Source organism: Aeribacillus sp. SP014 (genome assembly GCF_054055575.1).
This window is the reverse complement of record NZ_JBSRXI010000001.1, coordinates 2180139-2202362: the sequence shown is the minus strand read 5'-3', so window position 1 is coordinate 2202362 and position 22224 is coordinate 2180139. Positions and strand designations below refer to the sequence as shown.

The following is a 22224-nucleotide window of genomic DNA, read 5'->3' as shown; positions in this document are numbered from 1 at the left end:
ATGTACACGATTTTGCTCGTTGATGATGAAAGAAAAATGTTGGACTTGCTGGAGCTTTATCTTTCCCCTCAAGGATATCATTGCGTCAAGTGCGAATCAGGATTATCAGCCATCCGATATTTAGAAAACAACAAAGCTGAACTTGTCCTTCTCGATATTATGATGGCGGAAATGGATGGCTGGGAAACCTGCCGGAAAATAAGAGAATTTTCAAACGTTCCTATTATAATGGTAACAGCAAGAGACCAAACATTCGACATTGTTAAAGGCCTCAAACTCGGTGCGGACGACTATATAACAAAACCGTTTGACGAAGCTGAACTGCTTGCTCGCATCGAAGCGGTGCTGCGTCGTTCCGCAGGAAAGCGTTCAATTATTGATGTTCAAGGATTGGTGTGGGATCAAGAAGAACATAAAGTCCATTTTCAAAACGAAGACATATTATTAACGCCGAAAGAATTCGATATCTTAGGGCTGCTTTTAAAGCACCCGAACAGAGCGTTCAGCAGGGAAGAAATCATTTTATCCTTATGGGGATACGATGCCGAGACCGAAGAGCGAACCATCGACTCTCATATAAAAAATATTCGCGAAAAACTGAGACAAGCCGGTTTTCCAATCGATCAATTTCTTCACACTGTTTGGGGAGTAGGGTATAAATGGGGGAAATAGCTATATTAGCAGATTAGGTTTTTAATGTCTGCTGAGCGGGATTGTATGCATCTTTTATATTGTTGAAAGGAAGATGAGAGCCAGCTTATGTCCGGCTCTTTTTTTGTTTTTGGAACCAAATAAATTCTGAGGTGACGTCTTTGTATTGGATCATTATACTCACATTAGGTATTGATCAGCTTTTTAAATATTTAGTTAGAAATTTTATGGACTATGGGCAATCCATTCCCGTTATTAATGGTTTTTTCCAATTGACATCTCATCGTAATACAGGCGCTGCTTGGGGGATTTTTTCAGGACAAAAAATATTCTTAATTAGCATTGCAATTATTGTGATAGTCGTTGGTCTTATTTATTCTCGTAAAGTAACTGATAAGCTAACGCGTATAGCCTTTGGCTTATTTATAGGAGGTGCAATGGGAAACGTTTTAGACCGTTTAATTTTTGGTGAAGTAACAGATATGTTCGAAGTTACATTTATCAATTATCCAATTTTTAATACTGCGGATGTATTTTTAGTTAGTGGAGTTATTTTATTCCTTATTAGCACTTATAAAGAGTCAAAATTAGAAAGTAATCAAAGAATCTTCATTGTTTTCGTATTTTATATATATGGGTATAATGGGGACAAAGGAGGGTGGAAGTATTGAAAAAATTACTTACGTCTATAGTAGCTGTTGCTTTATTTCTAGGTATTGGCACTGCTGCTCTTGCACATTCAAACAGCACTCCTAGTCAAGGGAACGGAAATTGGCAACAAATGATGGATTATTGTTCTCAAATGATGAATTCTTTCATGGATAATCATCAAAACAATATCCAGCATGAAACCTCAACATCAAAGAATTTAAATATACAACAGACTAATTCAAATGATAGTACCACGAATAACCACCAGAACCAAAACCATTCTATGTATGACGATTGTTGATAGGAAATAAACAACAAAAAAGAAAGAGCATGGGCTACAATAAATGTCCAAGCTCTTTCTTTGTTTAGAAATAAAAAATAGATTCTCCTCAAAACCAAAACAGTTTCCTATTGTAGCTTTAAAAGTTTAATCAAAAACGTTCAACAAACCCATATTCTACGGCACAATCGAGTAGGAGGGGGTGACTAACCCCCGACCTCTCACACCACCGTACGTACCGTTCGGTATACGGCGGTTCAATTAAGTATGACGTAGTGCTTGATATCTTTCGAATAGACTTCTTAACCCTCGACGCTTCCAATAGGAGTTGTCGAGGGTTTTGTGTAGAATGGGACTGCAGGCAATCCGCCAATATTTCTTGCGTGTATTGCCCCATTCGAATGCTTTATGGCTTGGAACCCCTAATCCTCTGAGTTTCCGAATTCTTGTTTTCGGGGTTTTCCATTCTTTCCACAAACACATTCGAAGCCTTCGTCTAATCCATTCATCAAATTCTTTGAACTTACTTGGTGTTTCTGCCAAGGCAAAATATCCGCACCATCCCATTAAATACTTGTTCAGTTTCTCAATCCTTTTCTCCATTGGATACGGTTTCGACCTTGATGTAATTTCACGGATCTTGTTCTTCAAACGTTTCACACTTTCGTTCGCAATTCGTACCTTTGGAGTCTTATTGAGTGTGAAGCTGAAACCGAGAAACTTCCGTTTCCAAGGACGGTCTACCGCCGATTTCTCTTTATTTACCTTGAGCTTTAACTCCTTCTCGATAAAGTTCGTAATGGAATTCATGACACGAATTCCTGCTTTCTTTGTTTTCACATAGATGTTACAGTCATCCGCATACCGAACAAACTTATGTCCACGTTTCTCAAGCTCCTTATCCAATTCATGAAGCATGACGTTTGATAAAAGTGGACTAAGCGGGCCGCCTTGAGGCGTTCCCATGTCCGTTTCCATTACCACTCCATTGATCATCACGCCTGATTGAAGATACCGGCGAATTACCTTCAGTAGAATTTGATCTTTGATCGTTTTCGCCAAGATCCCCATCAGTTTGTCGTGATTCACCTTGTCAAAGAATTTCTCTAGGTCTATATCGACTACCCAACGATATCCTTCTTTGATATAACCCTTTGCTTCCCTAACCGCATCATGTCCCCTTCTGCCTGGGCGGAAACCATAGCTATGGTTCGAGAAGGTCGGATCAAAAATTTTCGTCAACACTTGGGCAATCGCTTGTTGGATGAAACGATCCGTCACGGTAGGGATCCCTAGAAGCCTTACTCCACCGTTCGGTTTCGGGATTTCGACCCGACGGACGGGTAAGGGCTTGTAGGTTCCTTCTCTCAACGACTGTCGAATGGAGTCCCAATTTTCGTAGAGGTGTTTTCGTAGGTCTTTTACGGACATGCCATCTACTCCGTGACTTCCTTTATTCTGTTCGACTCGTTTCAGTGCCGCCAGGAGATTTTCCCGTGACAAAATCATTTCCATCAACATTGATATCCTCTCCACGTGAACGAATTCTTCTATTTGTGCCATCTTCTGCTCCACCCTCTTGAAGTCCCCCGTGGGATTCACCACTTCCTCCTTCAAGTAAGTCCTATCGGATTGTCTGCTTCCACACAGAAGATGAACGCCTAGCGATTCGTTCTCCTTAATTGTTCAGTCCTTCCTCTTCCATCTCGAGCTTGAAAGAGTACTATGACTATGACTTCTGCTGACTTCTGACTGTTCAGCTATCTATCACTAGATAGGTTACCAAGGTTACTTGGCGTGCCAGCCAGACCTCCCCGGGTAAGAGTGTAATCTTTCCTTCCATCCATCTGCTTCATTTACTCTGTATCACCTTCGGCAGAAAGGGCTTTGTTTTGTCTTGCAAACTCACCCAGTGATACCTAGCCTCATATGAAGTTCGTGTTCCTCAGACCGGAAGTTTGCCGCTCGCTTCCTTCAGATTCCGCGTCGCCACGGACACCCTTGCGTTAAGCTAACTGCTACTTCTGCCTTCGCAGCTCGGGACTTTCACCCTATAGATTACACCCATGCCGGGCGCACAAAAAAGAATCCATTTTGAAAAAAGATTGATCAAAATGGATTCTCATATCAATACTTAGTTCAATTTTCCATAAAAAAGTTTGATTATTTCGTTGAAGATGGATCTTTATTTAGGTTAGTTCTTTGATATAGATCTTTACATTCCCCAAACAGCAACTACCTTGAGGATTGTTTACTTCACAACCACATCGGTTTTCATTTATATTTTCACGAATATGTTCTACTGGATTAGGATTAATTCCATTTTCAACATATTGTTTAATTTTTTCTTTTGTCCAACCAAAACAATAGCAGACAGGAACAACTGTGGCATTATCTTTTTGATAAACAGAAACCTTAATTTCTGACTTTAAATACGTTTTTTCATCTGTATCATAATAAACAACATTACAATCTTTTGACGAACAAAAATAATGAGTTAAGCCTGCTTTCAATGTACCTAAAATTGTTGGTTTTAACATTGATTTTAACGTAATTATTTTTACTTTTTTCCCTTTTACATTACAAGAAGGACACAACTCATTACTACTACTTTCAGAAACCTGCCCTTTTGTAGAACAACAATCAGACATATTTTACGCTCTCCTTTTTATTGGCGAGGTGCAAATAGCATTACCGAGACACCAATTAAACATATACCTGCACCTACCCAGTCATATATATCTGGTGCTTTTTATCAAGCTTTATCTATAAATTATCAAGCTTTTTTACAAATTATCAGACTTTATTTCAAAGCCACACCTATATCCTTAAACAATATTTACGTCTTTTCATTCTAGTGTATATGAGGAGCTAATTGCTCAAACATCCAATGAAGCCCGAAATTTAAAAAGATCCCCCCGAAAAAGAAAAGAATAATAGGCCTATCCTCTGTCACATTTACAACAGGTAATAAATCTGTTAAAGCTATGTATAAAAATATACCTGCAGTTAATGAAAGCGAAATGGCAAGTATGCTACTTTGTAAAGAAACGAGTTCTGTTAGAAACAAAGCTGCTGTAGCCCCCACTATGGTAGATAAACCTAATAAAACAGCTGCACCTATAGCTTTCTTTTTGCTTTTCAAGCTTGCAAATACAATGGAAGATATAGTTAAACCATCAGGTATCTTATGTAGTAGGACAGCGATTAATACGACAAAACCTAATCCGCTGTTTATTGCAAAACTAGCTACAATTGATAACCCATCAAAAAAAGTGTGTATTATCATGCCTATTAATGCACCATACATTGTAGTATGGGTTTGAGATTGATGTGTTTCTTCTCCAAAATGAAAATGGGGTGCTACCAGCTGTTGAAATAAAAATATAATGCCAAAACCTAAAATTATATAAATTGAACTTGATTCCATTATTTCTAAAGCTTCTGGTACTAGATCCATAATTGCAATTGAGAAAAGTAATCCGGAACTTAGAGCCATTAGAGCATATAAACTTCTTCTGGACCAATTTTTCTTAAGAAAAATAACAAAACCGCCCAAAACATTAGCTAAAGCTGCCGTTATTACATAAAAAATGATTTCCATTAATCGTCACTCCAAAATAAATAATTCGACCTGCACGTATGATTGTGCAGGCCTAGTTAAATTAAATATGCTCTAACTGTTTGAATTATTTTTTATTCAACATATGAATAGCATGTCCCATAACGCCTTCAGCTGCTTCCATGAGTGGTTCAGGTAAAGTTGGGTGTGCATGAATTGTAAGGCTGAGATCTTCTGCCGTTGCCCCTGACTCAATTGCAAAAACGGCTTCAGCAATAAGAGATGATACTTCTGGCCCTACCATCTGTACACCTAAAACCCGATTAGATTCTTTATCCGCCACAACTTGTACAAAACCATCGGCATCCGAAACAGATAAAGCTCTGCCGTTAGCTTGGAATGGAAAACGACTAGAAACCGTTTCATATCCTTTTTCCTTTGCTTCCTTCTCCGTTAAACCTGTATAGGCTACTTCAGGATCGCTAAAAATAACAAAAGGCATGGCCTGAAAATCAATTACACTTTTTAGCCCACTTATTACCTCTGCAGCTATCTTACCTTCATAACTAGCTTTATGAGCAAGGAGGTAACCACCAGCACAGTCCCCGATCGCATAGACATGTTCCACATTGGTTTGACATTTATCATTTATCTTAATAAACCCGCGTTGGTCAAGCTCTACTCCGATATTTTCTAACCCGATATTTCCTGTGTTCGGTTTTCTTCCAATGGAGACTAAGCAATAATCCCCTTTAATTATCTCTTCCTTCCCATTAACCTGAACTTGGACATTTACTTCATCGCCTGTATTTTCTCCTCCTTGGACTAAAGCATTCGTTATAACTGTGATTCCAAGTTCCTTTAAATGACGTTTTACTACATTTGTAAGCATAGGGTCCGTACCTGGAAGAATTGTATCTGATCCTTCAAGGATGGTCACTTTAGCTCCAAATTTAGCATAAGCAGTACCCAATTCCAAACCAATATAACCACCACCTACTACAACTAAATGTTTTGGTACTTCTTGAAGCATCAATGCCTCAGTTGACGAGATAATTCTTTTTCTATCAAATGGCATACTTTTTAACTCAGTAGGTAATGATCCTATCGCAAGGATTAAGTCTTTGTATGAAAAGAATTTTTCTTCGTTACCAATTTTGATTTTGGCAACATAGGGTTCAGTAAGATAAGCTTCCCCACTAATGACCTCCACTCCATTGCCTTTCAGTAAAGTCCGAACTCCATTCCTTAGTTTATTTACTATACCGTCCTTCCACTTCACTACTTCTAGCATATCTACTTCAACTTCACCAGAAACCTTTATTCCCATTGAATTGGCATGTTTTATGTGTTTTACTCGTTCAGAAGCACTAATAAGAGCCTTTGAAGGTATACAACCACGGTTAAGGCAAACCCCTCCTAGTTCTGCTTTATCCACCAAAACCACTTTTTTCCCTAACTGAGCAGCACGTATGGCAGCTACATAACCTCCTGATCCTGCGCCTATAACTAACAGATCTACATCATTTTTTCCTTCAAAAGTCATTTCAGTTTCCTCCTTCGATTTTATAAAGAATGAAAAGAATTATTTTAAATTAAGGATGAAAGCATTTTTGTCCCATGCGGATACCAATATGTAATATATGTTTGTTCAACACATTATAATCAGTTACAGCTGGAACCCCTTTTGTTAAGGTACCTGTTTTATCAAATGCAATAGCCTTTAAGGCACCAATTTCTTCTAAATACACTCCGCCTTTTACAAGGACACCTTTTTTCGCAGCATTCCCTATCGCTGAAACAATAGAAATTGGAGTCGATATGACCAACGCACAAGGACAACCAACAACAAGAACAGCTAATCCTTGATAAACCCATGTTTCCCAACTGCCATCAAAGAATAAAGGAGGGACTATAGCAACTAATGCTGCAATGATCATAATGATCGGTGTGTAATATTTTGCAAATTTATCGACAAATGCTTGCGAAGGAGCACGTTCTCCTTGTGCTTCCTCTACAAGATGAATAATTTTAGAAATCGTTGTATCTTCTACAAGTTTCGTTATTTTTACTTCAAGTAATCCTTCTTCATTTAATGTACCTGCAAATACTTCATCATCAACTGTTTTCTCAACAGGGACTGATTCACCGGTAATAGCTGCTTGGTTGACTGCAGAGTAGCCACTTACGACTACACCATCCATCGCAATCTTTTGACCTGGTTTTACAATCATAATATCCCCAACAGCAATATCATCGACATGAATCATTATTTCTTGTCAATTACGTCTAACGAGTGCCTCTTTAGGAGCGATATCCATTAATGAACGAATCGATTGTCTTGCTCTGTCCATAGAGAATCGCTCAAGTGCTTCACTAATCGCAAAGAGAATAACAACAATGGCAACTTCTGCCCATTCTCCAATAATAGCACCACCTATAACAGCTACTGTCATAAGGGTTTTCATGTCAAACTCAAAGCGTAGTAAGTTTTTCAAACCGACTTTAAAAAGTGATAATCCTCCGATTAACATGGACGCTAAAAACAATAAGGTAGTAACAATGTTCTCTTCTCCATTCACAGACGAGGAAAGGTAACCGAAGGCGATCAATAAGGAAGCATAAAGTAGCGTACTATGCTTTTTATAAAACGGCACTTTATCTTCTTTCATATCTTCTTTTCCCTCTTGTGAAACTTGGCGAGCAGATTTTTCAGGAGTCACTTTAAGGTTCTCGAATGCACCGGCTTTTTCTAGTTCTTCAATTGTTGCATTACCGTAAACAGCAATTTTAGATGCACCAAAATTTACTTTTGCATCCTCTACTCCAGGAAGCTGTTTTACATTATTCTCGAATTTTCCTGCACAATTTGCGCATGTAACCCCCTGAACGCGGTAAACATTTTTTTCAGCCTCTAATGCTTTTGCTTCAGACAATTTTTACAACCTCCCTTTTTATTTTCATTCAAACCAACATTTAAATGTTGACATTTTACGTTAATAATTTTAATCTAAAAGCACAATATATTCAAACAAATATTTGAATAATAACTTTCAATATTTTCACCTAAAATACTATTTATTAGTTATAGGATCATGCAAAGTGAAATTCTAAATCATTACATGAAGGGGAAATAATAGAAGGTGTAACAAACTAACATAACTAAATATCTTTTATTCCGATTAGGGAGTATTTTAAAAAGGAGTTTTTTTATGAATTTAATTTTAACAATTCTCTCTGCTTTAGGGTCTTTTATAGTAACCAATATCGATGATATTTTGTCTTGATGTTGTTGTTCTCTCAGGCAAGTTCACAAGCTAAAGCAAGTAATGGCCGAACGGTTAACATGCAGCCAAAGGGAAATCGTATTTACCCTAGAGATATAGTCATTGGCCAATATCTTGGTTTTGCACTTTTAGTTTTGATTAGTCTTTTAGCTACATTTGGAGTGACACTCATTCCTGATCAGTGGGTAGGTTTATTAGGACTAATCCCGATCTATTTAGGAGTTAAACTGTTTATAAAGGGTGAAGATGAAGATGAAGGTGCTGTTGTTTCCAGTTTAAATAAATTTAATAAGTTCTATTTAAGTGTAGCCTTTATCACATTTGCCAATGGTGGAGACAATATTGGAATTTATGTTCCGTTCTTTTCTACTTTAAATAACAACCAACTGGTCATTACAGTTGTTACTTTCTTTATAATGGTTGCGGTCTGGTGTTTAATCGGATATCGTCTAGCAAGATTCAGATATGTTTCTGAAACACTTGAGAAATACGGCCGATGGGTTATTCCAATTGTGTTTATAGGATTAGGCCTTTATATCATGGAAGAAAATAATATATTTTCTAACCTGTGGTCTCACTTCGTAAATTTAAATTCCTAATTAACCGTAATGATTTACAAAAATATTGTTAAACCCTCTTTCCTTTTAAAGTATTGAGTACAAATCTTTATAGAAAATAAATTATTGAAATTCGGGCAAAAATAAGATGCAATAATGTTAAGCCCAAAGCAATACATTTAAGTGTGACTAGCCGAATTCGGTATAATGTTTATGTGGATTTTTAACTACAAGGAGAAGGCGAAATATATGAAGAACAGTATGCATTTATACTTGAAAGACTTAAAAAACATTTCAACAAACTGGGTAGCCGCGATTTTAATTGGTGGATTAATGATACTTCCGTCATTGTATGCGTGGATGAATATTAAAGCATCTTGGGACCCATATGGACAGACGGATCAAATTAAAGTCGGTGTTGTCAATAATGATACAGGGTCTACAGTGCGTGATGAAGAGATCCATGTAGGAAATGAATTAGTCGAACAACTAAAAGATAATGATTCAATGGACTGGCAGTTTGTCGATGAAGAGACAGCCATGGATAAAGTAAAATATGGAGACTACTATGCCGTCATTGTGATTCCCGATGACTTTTCTGAGAAATTGGGGACTGTGATTAATGATCAACCCACAAAAGCCGAAGTTAATTATTATGTGAATGAAAAAATTAACGCGATTGCTCCGAAGATTACCGATAAAGCAACTACCACAATCGTTGAGGAAATAAGCTCAAGCTTTATCTCAACTGTCAATGGCGTAATTTTTGATATGTTTAATCAACTTGGCCATGAATTACAAAGCTCTCTACCTGATATAAGGCAATTCGAGGATTATGTTTTTACAATTGAAGAAAAGTTACCTGAAATAAAAGAGGTTTTGGACGAATCACTCTCTGATGCTGAAAACGCCGAGGTCATGATCCATGATGCTCTTAACCTTATTCCACGCGTAGAAGAAGCGTCTAATCAAGGGCTTTCGACAGTAAACGAGACCTTGAATTTTATTAATGATGCAGAAGAACGTTTAGATGAGATAGCACCACGAGTGAACGAGGATTTGAACACCATCCAACAGGCCATTCAAGATACGAATGAGTTTTTAGAATCCGTTGAACCATCTTCAATGGATTTACTGGATATGAACGAGCAAATGAACAATTGGAATGAACAAATTAATAGTACGGTTACATCTATTGAAACAGTAGAGGAAATTTTACAACAAATTCAAGAAGAACAGGAATCTGGTGAGGATTCGGGAGAAGATTCAGGTCAATCAGAAGAGAATAATCAAGAACAGATTGAAAATGCATTAAATGAACTGGCAGCAATGAAAGCTACCTTACAAGAATTGCAAAAACAACTTAATCAAGTTGATGAGATGATTGCGGAACATAATCAAGAGTTAGAAGATATGATGGCTAACTTACGAGAAACGGCTCAATTCACGAATGAGCGATTGGATGCTTTTATTACCGAATATAAAGAAACGATTGAACCTCGTGTTAGAGAAGAAATTCAACATGCAAAAAGTTCATTAGAATCGGCGAAAAGCATTTTAACCAAGGTTCAAAATACGATTCCAGAAGCACAAAACATATTAAATCGAACCGCAACTAATTTAGCAGATGGTAAAGATTTATTAGAGAGTGTTTTAGCGGAATATCCGTATATTAATACGAAAATAAATGAACTGGCTGATGAGATCCGTCAGATCCAAGGAGAAACGGATTTAGAGGAAATTATCGAGCTATTAGAAAACGATCCTGAAGCAAAGGAAAGCTTTTTTGAAGAACCCGTCAAGCTGAATCAAAACAAACTGTTTCCTATTGAAAATTATGGTACAGGCATGACACCGTTTTATACCGTATTGGCGATATGGGTTGGTGGATTATTATTGGTTTCTTTATTGGCAACCGATCCGCATCACATAGAACCGTATACAGGAAGACAGATTTACTTTGGCAGATTATTGACCTTTGTCACGATTGGCATGATTCAAACCATCATTGTGACATTAGGTGATATGTATCTACTGGGTGTAAATGTCCAAGAACCAGTTTGGTTTATATTATTTGGGCTTTTATCGAGCTTTGTGTTTATCACCATTGTTTATACTTTAGTGTCGGTGTTTGGTGATATTGGAAAAGCTTTAGCTATTGTTTTCCTTGTTTTACAAATCGCAGGTGCTGGAGGAACGTATCCAGTGGTTTTATTACCAGAATTCTTTCAATCCATTCATTCTTTCCTTCCTTTCACCTATGCGATTAACTTGATGCGTGAAGCTGTGGGAGGAATTGTTTGGACTAAAGTACAACATGATGCAGCGATCCTTTCGACATTTGGACTAGTGGCATTACTTGTGGGCGCCCTATTTAAAGCGCGTTTGAACAAGTATACACACCAATTAATGAAGAAGTCGAGAGAAACGGGATTGTTTCATTAACTTTAAATGAATTTTTAATAACTGAAAATAATAAGTAAGTTAAAGAATGGGCTACCTTAACAGTTGGTAGCCCATTTTTCTCATTTCCATTATATATGATCGTTTAAAAGTCTATTACTAGGTTTTTCTATGTTTATTTACAGTTCATCTGTCATTTGCTTTTCGGCCTTTAGCAAGAATAATTTTGTGCGAACTGTGAAAAACTACCCACAAATAAATGAATTAAAAAAGGGGTAAGTTATATGGAGCGCTTTGAGGAATTGAACAAAAGTTATATTAATGGTGAATGGGTCGAAGGATTAAGTAAGAGAACATATGAAAATTTGAATCCTTATGATGGAACTGTCATTCAAACGATTCGGCTAGCGACCTCACAGCAACTTGAACAAGCTTTTTTAAACGCAAAAGAAGCTCAAAAAGAATGGGGAAAAACGTCTTCTTGTGAGCGAGAAGAAGTGCTGCGGAAAGCAGCGGAATTTTTCAAAAAAAATCGCGACGAAATCATAAAAGTGATCTCTCGTGAAACAGGCGGAAGCTTCATAAAGGCTAACGTTGAACTTGACTTGACGGTAGGGCTTGTAGAAGAAGCTGTGAAAATGGCCAAGAAATTAGATGAAGTGAGGGAAATTGAAGCCGATATAAAGGGGAAAGTGAATCGTGTTTATCGTCTTCCTTTAGGAGTTATAACATCCATCTCGCCTTTTAATTTTCCGATGAATTTATCCATTCGGACAATTGCTCCTGCTATTGCACTTGGAAACAGTGTCGTTCATAAACCGGATATTCAAACAGCCTTGACAGGAGGATCAATCATTGCGAGGGCATTTGAATATGCAGGACTGCCAAAAGGTGTTTTTCAATGTATTTTAACGGATATTGATGAAATTGGCGATGACATGCTCACTTCTCCGCATTCACAGCTTATTAGCTTTACTGGTTCAACGCCAGTTGGCAAGCATATCGGAAAAATTGCCGGCAGCATGCTGAAAAGGGTTGCCCTTGAACTAGGCGGAAATAACCCGTTCATTGTTCTGGCAGATGCAAATGTAGACCGTGCTGTTGATGCAGCTATTTTTGGAAAGTTTATACATCAAGGTCAAATTTGTATGATTGTAAACAGAATTATTGTCCATAAAAATATATATGATGAATTTGTACAAAAATTTGTGGAAAAAGCCAAATCGTTGCCTTACGGAGACCCGTCTGACCCGAAAACAATTATTGGACCGCTTATAAACGAAACACAAATTGAAAAAGCTTTAAATATTATAAATGAAGCAAAAAAAGAAGGAGCAAAAATTGCATTGGAAGGGAAGCGTATCGGTAATATTTTAACTCCGACTGTATTTGTGGATGTTGATAACAACAGCAAGCTTGCTCAAACTGAGTTATTTTCACCAATTGCTACGATCATGAAAGCGGAATCAGACGATCACGCAATTGAAATGGCGAATAATACAGAATATGGTTTAAGCTCTGCTATTTTTACAGAGGATTTAAGTGAAGGTGAACAACTAGGACTTCAAATTGAAAGCGGAATGACTCATATCAATGATCAAACAGTCAACGACAGCCCGACAATTCCGTTTGGTGGAACAAAGTCGAGCGGAATGGGTAGATTCGGAAATCCTTGGGTAGTAGAAGAATTTACGATGACAAAATGGATTTCGATTCAAAAAGAATATCGAAAATATCCTTTTTAACAACATCCCGACTTGCCAAACAAAAGGGGATTTTTGAACGAACAGTTAATGGTTAACTGAAAATGAATTTGTGTATCATTTTTGCTTGGCAAATAATCATGACGTTTCCAAACTCTTTCCCGCGATTTTTGGGAAAGTTTTTTTATGTTGTGCACTTTTAATAATCTAGAAATGAGCAGGATGATCTTTTCTAATCTCGTGATATGAGCATAGATAGTTTTACTGTCACTATTTCTGCATCTTTTTAATATTCAATCCGGCTTCAAAAAACGATGAAGCGTGTGTCTCGTTATCTTAGGCAGCGATGGATTACGACTCAAGAAGCTTTCCAGCTTGTCGTTAAATATTTTCATTTATACTCTATTGGATAATAACGGGTGAATACTGGCTGCTTATTATCCGATTTCACTTTCAATCCGGCTTTAGCGTATTGTTCCAATTATTTTAATTATCATTGTTTAGAAATCTCTAATGTTCCAGTACCAACAAAAAAATGTTATTATTGGATAAAAAGGAGAAACATGTATGTCAAAAGAATCTGTTTCAGCTTTAGGGTATATACTTATTTCTATTGTTTTGATAATTTCAATTTATTTGTTAATTGAACCCAATTCACTAGTGCCTGAAGCATATAAGCTGGCTGTTGATGGTTATGTAATTGCTAGAACTTTAGTAATTCTTTTTATCTTGTATTTAGTGTCAAAACTAGGATTTTTATTTATAAATAAAAAAAATTAACTTCAAACTGTGAAATAATTAAAAAGTAAAGTGAATGGCTCTGTCGGTATCATAAGCTGCCATTATAGACAGCAGCATCTAAATAATAACGCTGTTCTATTGACCAATAATTTCCATTCCTATATTTTAATTTTTCGGAATGAAACTTCCTAAGTTTTGGCTAAAATGATTCTTTTGTGGATCCATATGAATCGATATAATGATTCCATATCATGTATTGAACAGGAGAGGGAAAAAATCGTTTATGAAAAGGTACATTCATACGAAAGCAAAATAGGCGAAAAAATAGAAAGAAGGATGAAGGTGCATGAACGTTTTTGAAGCTATACAGAAAAGACGTGAAATGACAAAGTTTCTAGATCAGCCTATACCAAATGAACGGTTGGAGCAAATTTTAGAAGCAGCTTATTTAGCCCCTTCTGGGAACAATCTGCCTTCCAGGGAGTTTATACTTATAACAAATCGTGAAAAGCTTGATGAATTGGCAAACGCCACGCCTTTTGTTTCTTGGTTGAAAGAGGCGAAAGCGGCCATAGCCGTTACAGGCTGCCCGGAAGTGAGCAAATATTGGCTGCAGGACGCCTCGATCGCATGCGGTTTTATATGGCTGACTGCAACTGAATTAGGTTTAGGGGCTGCTTTTGGTGCGATATATCACTCACAGGATCAAGCAGAATCAAAAAAACGGGAAGACTTTGTCCGGACAGCCTTAAACATTCCATCAGACCGCCGCGTAGTTGCAATATTAGGTTTAGGTTATCCTGAAAAGGAACCGCCCGCAAAAGAAATGGTTCGGAAGGAATCTATTATTCATTATGAACGGTTTCAAACGTAATTACGTTTGCGGAAATTTTGAAAAACCTTTTTCCAAGCAACATATGTAAGGAAAAAGGTTATACGAGTGTCATAGCATTTTATGGAATTTTTTGAAAATCGAGCTTTTCCATAAACTCGACAAACGCTTTCACAAATTTCAGTTGGATCGATTCCTTGTGATAAAACATCCAAGTTTTTCTTAAAATGGGCTTCCCATTTTTCGATTTCAGATCGATTTTATAAATATCGTCGGCATCATCTAAAATCAAGCTTGGCAAAATAGCGTAACCTAATCCGTTCAACACCATTTTTTTGCACGTATCTGCTTTATCGACTTCGATGCTGATCAATGGTGGTTGGGAGTAATTCTCAAACCACCAATTGTCCACTGCCGTTTTTAGCAAGGGATCCGTCCGGTAATCAATTCTCGGCAAATTTGGAAGCTCCCGGAGATCTATTTTGTCTTTAGAAGCAATACAAATGGATTCCTCAAATAGTAATCGTTTTTGATCGTTCCAGCTGTAAGCTCCTTTTACGAAAGCGACATGGACTTCGTGGCTGTGGATCAAATGGGCTATCTCGCTGCTCGAGCCTGTCAGGACCTTAAATTCAATGTCGGGATACTCGTTTTTAAAAAGCTTTAAAAGACCGGGGAGTTTATAATCTGTAAAGTAATTGGAAACCCCTAATCTTAATGTGCCGGTTACTCGGTTCTCCATGTTCACAACATTTTCTTTTATTTTTTGTATTTTCAGCAGCATTTGATTCGCACATTTCGCTAAATATTCTCCTTGCGGGGTAAATTCAACTCCCCGCCTTCCTCGATGAACAATCTGTACACCGAATTCCTTTTCAATTTGCTGAAGCCGGTTTGTTAAAGCTGGTTGAGAAATATATAAATTTTTTGCAGCTTTTGTAATGTTTTTTTCGTTGTAGAGAACTTTCAAAATAAGCCAGTCTCGATCATCCATCGTCATCACCTCTCTTTTTCCATCAATAATTTTTATAATCATGCATAGATTATTGATATTTTATTTATATCTAAAAAAAGTATACAATATGTTTGTAGCAAGTTCGAATGCCGCAAGATATTTTGTTTAGAAAGAAGGATTGAAATGATACGAACGAAAGGTTTCTTGCGCAATGTTTCGTTTATTTTATTCAGCAGTATTGGAGGATTGCTTTTATCTCTAACAGGCCTTTCCATCGGCTGGATGCTCGGAACATTGGTGATGGCAGGGGCTTTTTCATTTTGGAGCCATACCAATTCAACATCGTCCGATGACAAGTATGTTTTGCCCCGATTTTGGATGAATGCTGGGCAATTTATTTTGGCGATTGAATTAGGGCAAAAAATCAATTTGACAGTTATAGATATTTTTAGAGATCATTGGATGTCCATCATGACAATGCTTCTCTTGTCCATTGTTTTCTCGCTGCTGTCTGGACTCGTTTTGTGGAAGTTCAGTCATACAGATTTATTGACTAGTTTGTTCGGAACGGTACCCGGGGGCTTGTCTGTTATACCAGGCATAGCAGAAGAAGTCGGGGGCAACATTGGTGTCGTCAGCATTATACAAACGATGCGGGTATTTTTAGTAGTGCTTGTGATCCCGTTTCTTGTTTCTTCATTTGCGGTCCATTCTGAGAAGCTTGAAGTTTCGAACAACCAATCAGCGTTCATTTTTCCTAGCTTGGAAATGGACGAAATGATTTGGACGGCAGTATTGGCACTAGGGGCATTGGCAGGGTATTACATTGGAAAGCTGCTGAAGTTCCCTGCACCTTGGCTCGTTGGCGGAATGCTTGGTGCTGCTAGTATTCAAGCAGCCGGCTCATCATTTGCAGGCCACAACTTGACTCCATGGTGGCCGAACATTTTGATCATAGCGGCGCAAGTTTTCATCGCTGCAAGCATCGGCTCGAAATTTCATAAAAAGATGTTTACAGGGCTATGGAAAACAATGGCGGTTGCTTTATTCAGCACGATTGGTTTAATTCTTTCCTTGTTTATTTGCGCTTTTATTGTTTCAAAGCTGACTGGAATAACCTTTGTCACAGCAGTTCTTGCATTTGCGCCGGGCGGTATTACGGAGATGGCTACAACAGCCGCTGTACTTCATGAAGATTCAACATTTGTTGTGGTCGTTCAAGTACTGCGCATTGTGTTAGTATGCATCGCAGTACCTCCATTGATCAAACTGCTCCATCAAAGAAGATTGCGCAATAGAGCACATTCGCATGCAGCAAGAAATATTTGATTGACATTAGGAACTTAAGACATGAAGCTTTTCAAGACTGACAGCTTCAAGTAAAATGGTAAGCGATGAATCTAATAGAAAGAGTGGTTGAGATGAAATATTTTGTCGTATTATTGCCGATGAAAGATGAAGAAAAAAGCAAAGCGTTTCGGAATGATCACTTGAATTATTTAGAGCAGAAAGGAAAAGAAGGAAAAATATTTGCAAAAGGCAGATTTGCCGACGGCACAGGCGGTATGGTGATTTATCGCACCAGTTCTTTTGAAGAGGCCGAAAAGCTTGCGAAAGAAGATCCATATGTTGTGACTGGCGCTAGAGGGTATGAGATTCACGAATGGGAAATGGTCAGCGACGCAGTGCTCCCAAATTAAGATTTTGATAGGAAAGCCGTTGTAGAATGATAGAACATTTGAATCGGTGCTGTCCGTTAGTCTCTAAAATAAAGCCCTTAGAGAAAAAGAGCTGTTTTTCTCTAAGGGCTTTTGTATGTTTACGATTTTTCTCAAAAAAACAGTTCGCAGATGCCGACTGCTTTCAATATGCTGTGGGCTGAAGGAAAAAGAGCAAGCCGTTGCTGAATTGCGTAATCGACTGCTTTCAATATGCTGTGGGCTGAAGGCACAATTCTGATAACATTTATATGCAAAAAACAATCATCAGAATTTTCTTGACTTATTTGTTATTATTATCGATAATGATAATAATAACATAAATAAAGGAGAAATTAACATGATTGAACAATTTATCAGCTTTCAAAGCTGCGGATATGAGTTAAAAGGAACGTTATCCGTGTTACAGAACAGCCAAAAAAAGCCGGCTATTCTCATTCTTTCCGGTTCTGGTCCGTTGAATCGCGACGGCAATGATGCAAAAGGAAAATTCCAGTTGAATATATATAAGCAATTGGCATCATTTCTTACTTCTTTAGGATTTATCGTGTTGCGATATGATAAAAGGGGAGTTGGTGAAAGCGGCGGCGATTATTTATCTGCAGGAATGTGGGATTTCGTCCGGGATGCAGCTAGCGCTGTACAATTTTTAAAACAACATCCGCTTGTTGATGAAAATCGGATCATTGCCTTGGGGCACAGTGAAGGAACAACATTGGCAGTTGCTTTAAACACCTTGGAGAAAATGGATGGGCTCATTCTTCTCTCAGGGGCAGGGGAGAGGCTGGAAGAAGCTTTAACAAGACAGAGAAAGCTTGTGTATGAAGCTTTAAACAATGTAACAGGTTTAAAAGGAAAAATGATCCGCATGTTTAACATCGAGCAAAAAAACGAAAAAAAGGCGAATGCCCTTTTTGAAAAAATCATGCAATCTGATCAAGATGTGATCAAAGTTGGTTTTCAAAAAATAAATGCTAAATGGTTTCGGGAGCATTTGCAATACGATGTGCTCGAAGATTTGAAAAAAATAGAATGCCCTGTTTTGGCCATTACCGGCGACAAGGACGTTCAAGCTGATCCGGAAAAGCTCAACCGCCTCCCCGCTATAGTGAAAGGGGAGTTGGAATATTATATGATTCAAAATATGGATCATTTATTGAAAAAACAAGAAGATGAGATTAATATGTTGAAAATGAAAAAAAATTATATCAAAAATGCGGATCAACCGCTTCACGAAGAGCTTTGCGACCATTTGAAAAATTGGTTGAACAAACGGTACAATGAGGTGTTTTCATGATTGAATCAAAAGCTGCTTTAATCTTGCATCCGGTACGGATTCGGATCATTCAAACATTGATCGGAAAACGCTTGACTGTGCAGGAAATAATGGAGTTTCTGCCGGAAGTTCCGCAAGCATCCTTGTACAGACATTTAAAAAAACTTGAAGAAGCAAAGCTGATTGAAATCGTTGAGAAAAGAAAGATAAGGGGAACAATAGAAAAAGTTTATGCCTTGCCGGATGAAACGATTGGGCTCGAAGACAGCGATTTGCAGCATATAAGCAGAGATGAACATTTGAACATATTTATGAGATTTATCGCCAATATTTTAGCGGATTATGAGAGATATTTACGACAAGAACAAATCGATCTCCTAAAAGATGGGGTGGGATTTCGGCAGGTTCGCTTTTATGCAAGCGACGAAGAGTTTTTTCAATTTGCTGAAACTGTCAACCGGGCGATGAAAAAGCTAATGGAAAACCAGCCTGCTCCTAACCGAAAAAAAAGAATTTTTACATCTATCATCATGCCGGAAGCAGAAGAAAAATTAAAATAGTGCAGTCTTTTTTATCCGCTTTGATTGAAAATGAAAAGCTAATCAATATGGATCAAAACAGGAGGATTATGTTCTGAACGAGCTATAACTAGAAAAATTGGGGAAGCGATCTTATTGTTGCTTCGGAATTGTCATGGGGCTGTCCAGAAAGTCAAAATCCACTGAAAACGAAACATCATAAGCATTGATATATCAACGTATCAACGTTTCTAAAACATTAAAGGGGCGTCTATAAGCCGGAAAATCGACTTATTAGACTGCCCCATAAAGTTTCAAAATTAATGCATGTGGAGGAATTTATGTGGCGAGCTGGAAGAAAGTTCGGCTTGGTGAGATTGTTCAAATAAATCCTGAATCATTAACGAAACAATTTCCCTTTCAAATGATCGATTACATCGATATTTCGTCTGTTGGAACAGGCGAACTGAGGGAGACATCGCAATATTTGATTCATGAAGCGCCCAGCAGAGCAAAAAGGCTGGTTCGAGCAGGCGATACAATTCTTTCGACCGTCCGTCCGAATCGAAGATCCTTTTTGTTTTTAAAAAATCCGAAAGAAAATCAAGTTGTATCGACCGGTTTTGCGGTTCTTCGGCCTACGGAGCATATTCATCCGAGGTATGTGTATTACCTTATTTCCAATCAATCTTTTACAGATTATTTAGTTTCTCAGGAACAGGGAGCTGCGTATCCGGCTGTCAGCATGGATTCTATTAAAAATGCGCTCGTATTGCTGCCGGACATGCGGACGCAAGAGAAGATTGCGGACATATTAGGAACAATTGATGATAAAATTGAACTGAATATCAAGATAAATAAAACGATCGATGAAACGATCATGACACTTTACAAATACTGGTTCATAGAGTTTGGGCCTTTTAAAGATAGAGGGTTCGAAATTTCTGAATTGGGAATGATTCCGAAAGGATGGAAGGCAGGAACATTAGGTGAAGTTATAGAATTACAAAATGGATATGCTTTTAAAAGCAAGGAATGGAAATGTGAAGGCATACCTGTAATAAAAATAAAAAATATTGTCCCGCCTTTCATCAACAAAGAAGATGCAGCATATGTAGATCCATCTTTATTCCATCGATTAGATCGTTTCAAAATTACACAAGGAGATCTGCTCATTGGGTTAACAGGCGCTGAAATCGGGAAATGCGGCATTTACTATTTTGAAGAACCCGCATTATTAAATCAACGTGTCGGCAAATTTTATTCTAGCGTGCACGAAATGAACACATTGCCATTTGTCTATGCCATAACTAAATTGCCGGATTTCCGCCAAAAAATTTTAGATCGGTCTACTGGATCTGCACAACCGAATGTCAGCGCGGATGAGATAAAAAAAATGAAAATTGTGCTTCCGCCGGATGATATTTTAAAAAAATTTATACGTTTCACCAGCAATTATTATGCGATGATGATACAAAATGCCAATGAAAATGACCGGCTCAAAAAATTGCAAAACGCTTTGCTGCCCCGGCTTTTATCAGGGGAGATGGATGTATTAGATGCTGAAAAGCATGTTGCTAACATGATGTAAAATGATAAATAAGTTCCAAAAGAGGGGGATTGTCCCCCCCTTTTTGGAATACTGCTACTTATCTTTCCAGTTCAATAGGAGATCAAGCATGTTTAGTATGAATTTTTGATCTTCAACCGGCCTTGCCTGAAGTTTTGTAATAATTTGCGACAAAGTATAATCTGGTTTTTTTGAATTTGGTTGAATAGATTTAAATAATTCCTCTAAAGAAACCTCAAGCGCCGTTGCGATTTTGTTAATACTTTCCAATGTTGCGTTTTTTTCACCTCTTTCTAATTGTCCAATATAAGTAGCATGTAGATTTGCTATATCTGCTAATTCTTCTTGACTCCACCCTTTCTGCTTGCGAAAATTTCGGATTCTTTCTCCGATTATTTGCTGTATTTTAGTCATGAACCGTCACTCCTTGGGGATAATAGTGATTCCTTTTTACAATCTACTATGAGAGTTAAGCCCCCAAGAGACTATTGATATTAAAAGTATTAAAATATATACTAAAAATATGAAATATAACATTAGACATTATCCGAAATAGGTCTATAGATAGACGTCTAGGAGGTTCTTCCATTGGTTAAATGGGAAATTAGAAGGATAAAAGAAATTATAGATAACAAATCATTTTGTCATTTTTTTCAACCTATTTATGAATTAAAAGAATCAAAAATATATGGATACGAAGCTTTGCTTCGCTGCAAATATTTTTCCGATCCGGAAATTTTGTTTCAAATCGCCCGTGAATGCGGTTTTTTATATGAACTGGATACTTGCTCCATTCACAATGCAATAACATCGATGGGAGACCTGCAGCAAAAGCTGTTTATTAACGTATTTCCATCGACGATTGTTCATCATTCTTTTACCCAATTTATAAAAAAAATAAACCTTTTTTTTCAGTCGACCGAAAAAGTAGTTTTTGAAATAAATGAAAGTGAAAAAATCGAAAATATTGAATTGTTGAAAAAAAATATTCAATTTTTAAAAGATGAAGGGTATAAAGTTGCCGTTGATGATTTCGGAAAAGGTGAAATATCGTTAGAAACCATTGTCGATTTAAACCCGCATTATATTAAAGTCGATCGTTCTTTAGGCCAAAATTTATATAATTCGGGCAAAAATCAAGATGTTATTAAAAAGCTTTTATTTCTTTGCGAACGTACCAATATGAAACTAGTTTTAGAAGGAATTGAGAAAAAAGAAGATTTAGACATGGCTAAAGCATTGGGGGTTCATTACGCTCAAGGATATTTATTAGGCGAGCCGAAGCCGATGAGGGAAAATACAAAAAAATAATTGCTGCTTATTCATAGTAAATGAATTAGAAAAATAAATTTTATCGGATCGAACATATAGACTATTTTCAGATTATTTTTGCTTCATTGACGTAAAAGAACCGCACTAAATGAACGATAAAATTAATGAAAACGCTTAAATAAAGGATTATCGGTTCATTATATTTTTGACCATATACGTTCGATGTTAGCTAAAAAAATACATATTTG

Annotated in this window: 19 protein-coding genes and 3 pseudogenes; 14 read left to right on the top strand and 8 right to left on the bottom strand. The window is 37.3% G+C overall.

The genetic code is table 11. From position 1 onward, the window contains the following. The 3 genes from ACVIJU_RS10745 to ACVIJU_RS10735 all read left to right on the top strand — a co-directional run bounded on the left by ACVIJU_RS10745 (window position 1) and on the right by ACVIJU_RS10735 (window position 1603). Window positions 1–672: a response regulator transcription factor gene (locus ACVIJU_RS10745; protein ID WP_456687564.1), complete on the top strand. Its 672-nt coding sequence runs from the start codon at window positions 1–3 to the stop codon at window positions 670–672. 119 nt (window positions 673–791) lie between these two features. Next, window positions 792–1322 carry a signal peptidase II gene (gene lspA, locus ACVIJU_RS10740; RefSeq protein WP_456687938.1) on the top strand — a complete coding sequence of 177 codons (531 nt, stop codon included), beginning with the start codon at window positions 792–794 and terminating at the stop codon, window positions 1320–1322. After that, a complete protein-coding gene (locus ACVIJU_RS10735) occupies window positions 1310–1603 on the top strand; it encodes a hypothetical protein (protein WP_243356598.1) in 294 nt (97 codons plus the stop codon). Before lspA ends, ACVIJU_RS10735 begins: the two co-directional genes overlap by 13 nt. 240 nt (window positions 1604–1843) lie before the next feature. On the opposite strand, the gene ltrA is transcribed toward ACVIJU_RS10735, so the two are convergent. The 6 genes and pseudogenes from ltrA to ACVIJU_RS10705 form a co-directional block, all read right to left on the bottom strand. Further along, window positions 1844–3103 (bottom strand): group II intron reverse transcriptase/maturase, encoded by a 1260-nt coding sequence (gene ltrA / locus ACVIJU_RS10730; protein ID WP_044898667.1) that lies wholly within the window; start codon window positions 3101–3103, stop codon window positions 1844–1846. A 668-nt stretch (window positions 3104–3771) separates the two neighbouring features. Next, window positions 3772–4233: a putative iron-sulfur cluster-binding metallochaperone gene (locus tag ACVIJU_RS10725; protein WP_090727359.1), complete on the bottom strand. Its 462-nt coding sequence runs from the start codon at window positions 4231–4233 to the stop codon at window positions 3772–3774. Window positions 4234–4250: 17 nt separating this feature from the next. Next, window positions 4251–4334: pseudogene (locus ACVIJU_RS10720) on the bottom strand (YnfA family protein); the annotation flags it as partial. A gap of 102 nt (window positions 4335–4436) precedes the next feature. Next, window positions 4437–5186: a ZIP family metal transporter gene (locus ACVIJU_RS10715; protein ID WP_090727357.1), complete on the bottom strand. Its 750-nt coding sequence runs from the start codon at window positions 5184–5186 to the stop codon at window positions 4437–4439. 85 nt (window positions 5187–5271) lie between these two features. Continuing rightward, complete coding sequence (gene lpdA, locus ACVIJU_RS10710; protein ID WP_456687563.1) at window positions 5272–6690, bottom strand: dihydrolipoyl dehydrogenase; 1419 nt, start codon at window positions 6688–6690, stop codon at window positions 5272–5274. Window positions 6691–6784: 94 nt separating this feature from the next. Beyond that, window positions 6785–8080: pseudogene (locus tag ACVIJU_RS10705) on the bottom strand (heavy metal translocating P-type ATPase); the annotation flags it as partial. A 276-nt stretch (window positions 8081–8356) separates the two neighbouring features. Between ACVIJU_RS10705 and ACVIJU_RS10700 the strand changes: the two are divergent. The 5 genes and pseudogenes from ACVIJU_RS10700 (at window position 8357) to ACVIJU_RS10680 (ending at window position 14709) form a co-directional block, all read left to right on the top strand. After that, window positions 8357–9030 (top strand): annotated as a pseudogene (locus ACVIJU_RS10700) (CadD family cadmium resistance transporter). Between the two features lie 207 nt (window positions 9031–9237). Next, window positions 9238–11433 carry a YhgE/Pip family protein gene (locus ACVIJU_RS10695; protein ID WP_456687562.1) on the top strand — a complete coding sequence of 732 codons (2196 nt, stop codon included), beginning with the start codon at window positions 9238–9240 and terminating at the stop codon, window positions 11431–11433. Window positions 11434–11675: 242 nt separating this feature from the next. After that, window positions 11676–13136, top strand: coding sequence for an aldehyde dehydrogenase family protein (locus ACVIJU_RS10690; RefSeq protein WP_063387790.1), 1461 nt, complete (start codon window positions 11676–11678; stop codon window positions 13134–13136). Between the two features lie 525 nt (window positions 13137–13661). After that, entirely contained in the window at window positions 13662–13874 is a 213-nt protein-coding gene (locus tag ACVIJU_RS10685; RefSeq protein WP_066251603.1) for a hypothetical protein, read from the top strand. A gap of 307 nt (window positions 13875–14181) precedes the next feature. Next, window positions 14182–14709, top strand: coding sequence for a nitroreductase family protein (locus ACVIJU_RS10680; RefSeq protein ID WP_066251605.1), 528 nt, complete (start codon window positions 14182–14184; stop codon window positions 14707–14709). A 79-nt stretch (window positions 14710–14788) separates the two neighbouring features. Here the strand turns inward: ACVIJU_RS10680 and ACVIJU_RS10675 are convergent, their stop codons facing one another. Then, the gene (locus ACVIJU_RS10675) at window positions 14789–15661 is read right to left on the bottom strand and encodes a LysR family transcriptional regulator (protein WP_063387795.1); all 873 of its coding nucleotides are present in this window, start codon (window positions 15659–15661) and stop codon (window positions 14789–14791) included. 144 nt (window positions 15662–15805) lie between these two features. On the opposite strand from ACVIJU_RS10675, the gene ACVIJU_RS10670 reads away from it, so the two are divergent. From ACVIJU_RS10670 to ACVIJU_RS10650, 5 genes are all read left to right on the top strand, one after another. Then, complete coding sequence (locus ACVIJU_RS10670; RefSeq protein ID WP_456687561.1) at window positions 15806–16951, top strand: AbrB family transcriptional regulator; 1146 nt, start codon at window positions 15806–15808, stop codon at window positions 16949–16951. A gap of 92 nt (window positions 16952–17043) precedes the next feature. Then, the gene (locus ACVIJU_RS10665) at window positions 17044–17322 is read left to right on the top strand and encodes a YciI family protein (RefSeq protein ID WP_117017343.1); all 279 of its coding nucleotides are present in this window, start codon (window positions 17044–17046) and stop codon (window positions 17320–17322) included. Window positions 17323–17680: 358 nt separating this feature from the next. After that, a complete protein-coding gene (locus ACVIJU_RS10660) occupies window positions 17681–18637 on the top strand; it encodes an alpha/beta hydrolase (protein ID WP_117017342.1) in 957 nt (318 codons plus the stop codon). Next, on the top strand, window positions 18634–19176 hold the full coding sequence (locus ACVIJU_RS10655) for a helix-turn-helix domain-containing protein (protein ID WP_117017341.1): 543 nt from the start codon (window positions 18634–18636) through the stop codon (window positions 19174–19176). The genes ACVIJU_RS10660 and ACVIJU_RS10655 overlap by 4 nt, the downstream gene beginning before the upstream one ends. Before the next feature lie 301 nt (window positions 19177–19477). Next, complete coding sequence (locus ACVIJU_RS10650; RefSeq protein ID WP_456687560.1) at window positions 19478–20725, top strand: restriction endonuclease subunit S; 1248 nt, start codon at window positions 19478–19480, stop codon at window positions 20723–20725. A gap of 54 nt (window positions 20726–20779) precedes the next feature. Here ACVIJU_RS10650 and ACVIJU_RS10645 read toward each other — a convergent pair whose 3' ends face one another. Beyond that, on the bottom strand, window positions 20780–21118 hold the full coding sequence (locus ACVIJU_RS10645) for a helix-turn-helix domain-containing protein (protein ID WP_063387802.1): 339 nt from the start codon (window positions 21116–21118) through the stop codon (window positions 20780–20782). 174 nt (window positions 21119–21292) lie between these two features. Between ACVIJU_RS10645 and ACVIJU_RS10640 the strand changes: the two genes are divergently transcribed. Beyond that, window positions 21293–22015: an EAL domain-containing protein gene (locus ACVIJU_RS10640; protein ID WP_082829624.1), complete on the top strand. Its 723-nt coding sequence runs from the start codon at window positions 21293–21295 to the stop codon at window positions 22013–22015. Window positions 22016–22224: the final 209 nt, after the last annotated feature.

Excerpts from the sequence above, each read along its gene's own strand:
- ACVIJU_RS10745 (WP_456687564.1), top strand. The coding sequence starts at position 1 with ATGTACACGATTTTGCTCGTTGATGATGAAAGAAAAATGTTGGACTTG.
- ltrA (WP_044898667.1), bottom strand. The coding sequence starts at position 3,103 with ATGTTGATGGAAATGATTTTGTCACGGGAAAATCTCCTGGCGGCACTG.
- ACVIJU_RS10725 (WP_090727359.1), bottom strand. The coding sequence starts at position 4,233 with ATGTCTGATTGTTGTTCTACAAAAGGGCAGGTTTCTGAAAGTAGTAGT.
- ACVIJU_RS10715 (WP_090727357.1), bottom strand. The coding sequence starts at position 5,186 with ATGGAAATCATTTTTTATGTAATAACGGCAGCTTTAGCTAATGTTTTG.
- lpdA (WP_456687563.1), bottom strand. The coding sequence starts at position 6,690 with ATGACTTTTGAAGGAAAAAATGATGTAGATCTGTTAGTTATAGGCGCA.
- ACVIJU_RS10695 (WP_456687562.1), top strand. The coding sequence starts at position 9,238 with ATGAAGAACAGTATGCATTTATACTTGAAAGACTTAAAAAACATTTCA.
- ACVIJU_RS10690 (WP_063387790.1), top strand. The coding sequence starts at position 11,676 with ATGGAGCGCTTTGAGGAATTGAACAAAAGTTATATTAATGGTGAATGG.
- ACVIJU_RS10685 (WP_066251603.1), top strand. The coding sequence starts at position 13,662 with ATGTCAAAAGAATCTGTTTCAGCTTTAGGGTATATACTTATTTCTATT.
- ACVIJU_RS10680 (WP_066251605.1), top strand. The coding sequence starts at position 14,182 with ATGAACGTTTTTGAAGCTATACAGAAAAGACGTGAAATGACAAAGTTT.
- ACVIJU_RS10675 (WP_063387795.1), bottom strand. The coding sequence starts at position 15,661 with ATGGATGATCGAGACTGGCTTATTTTGAAAGTTCTCTACAACGAAAAA.
- ACVIJU_RS10670 (WP_456687561.1), top strand. The coding sequence starts at position 15,806 with ATGATACGAACGAAAGGTTTCTTGCGCAATGTTTCGTTTATTTTATTC.
- ACVIJU_RS10665 (WP_117017343.1), top strand. The coding sequence starts at position 17,044 with ATGAAATATTTTGTCGTATTATTGCCGATGAAAGATGAAGAAAAAAGC.
- ACVIJU_RS10660 (WP_117017342.1), top strand. The coding sequence starts at position 17,681 with ATGATTGAACAATTTATCAGCTTTCAAAGCTGCGGATATGAGTTAAAA.
- ACVIJU_RS10655 (WP_117017341.1), top strand. The coding sequence starts at position 18,634 with ATGATTGAATCAAAAGCTGCTTTAATCTTGCATCCGGTACGGATTCGG.
- ACVIJU_RS10645 (WP_063387802.1), bottom strand. The coding sequence starts at position 21,118 with ATGACTAAAATACAGCAAATAATCGGAGAAAGAATCCGAAATTTTCGC.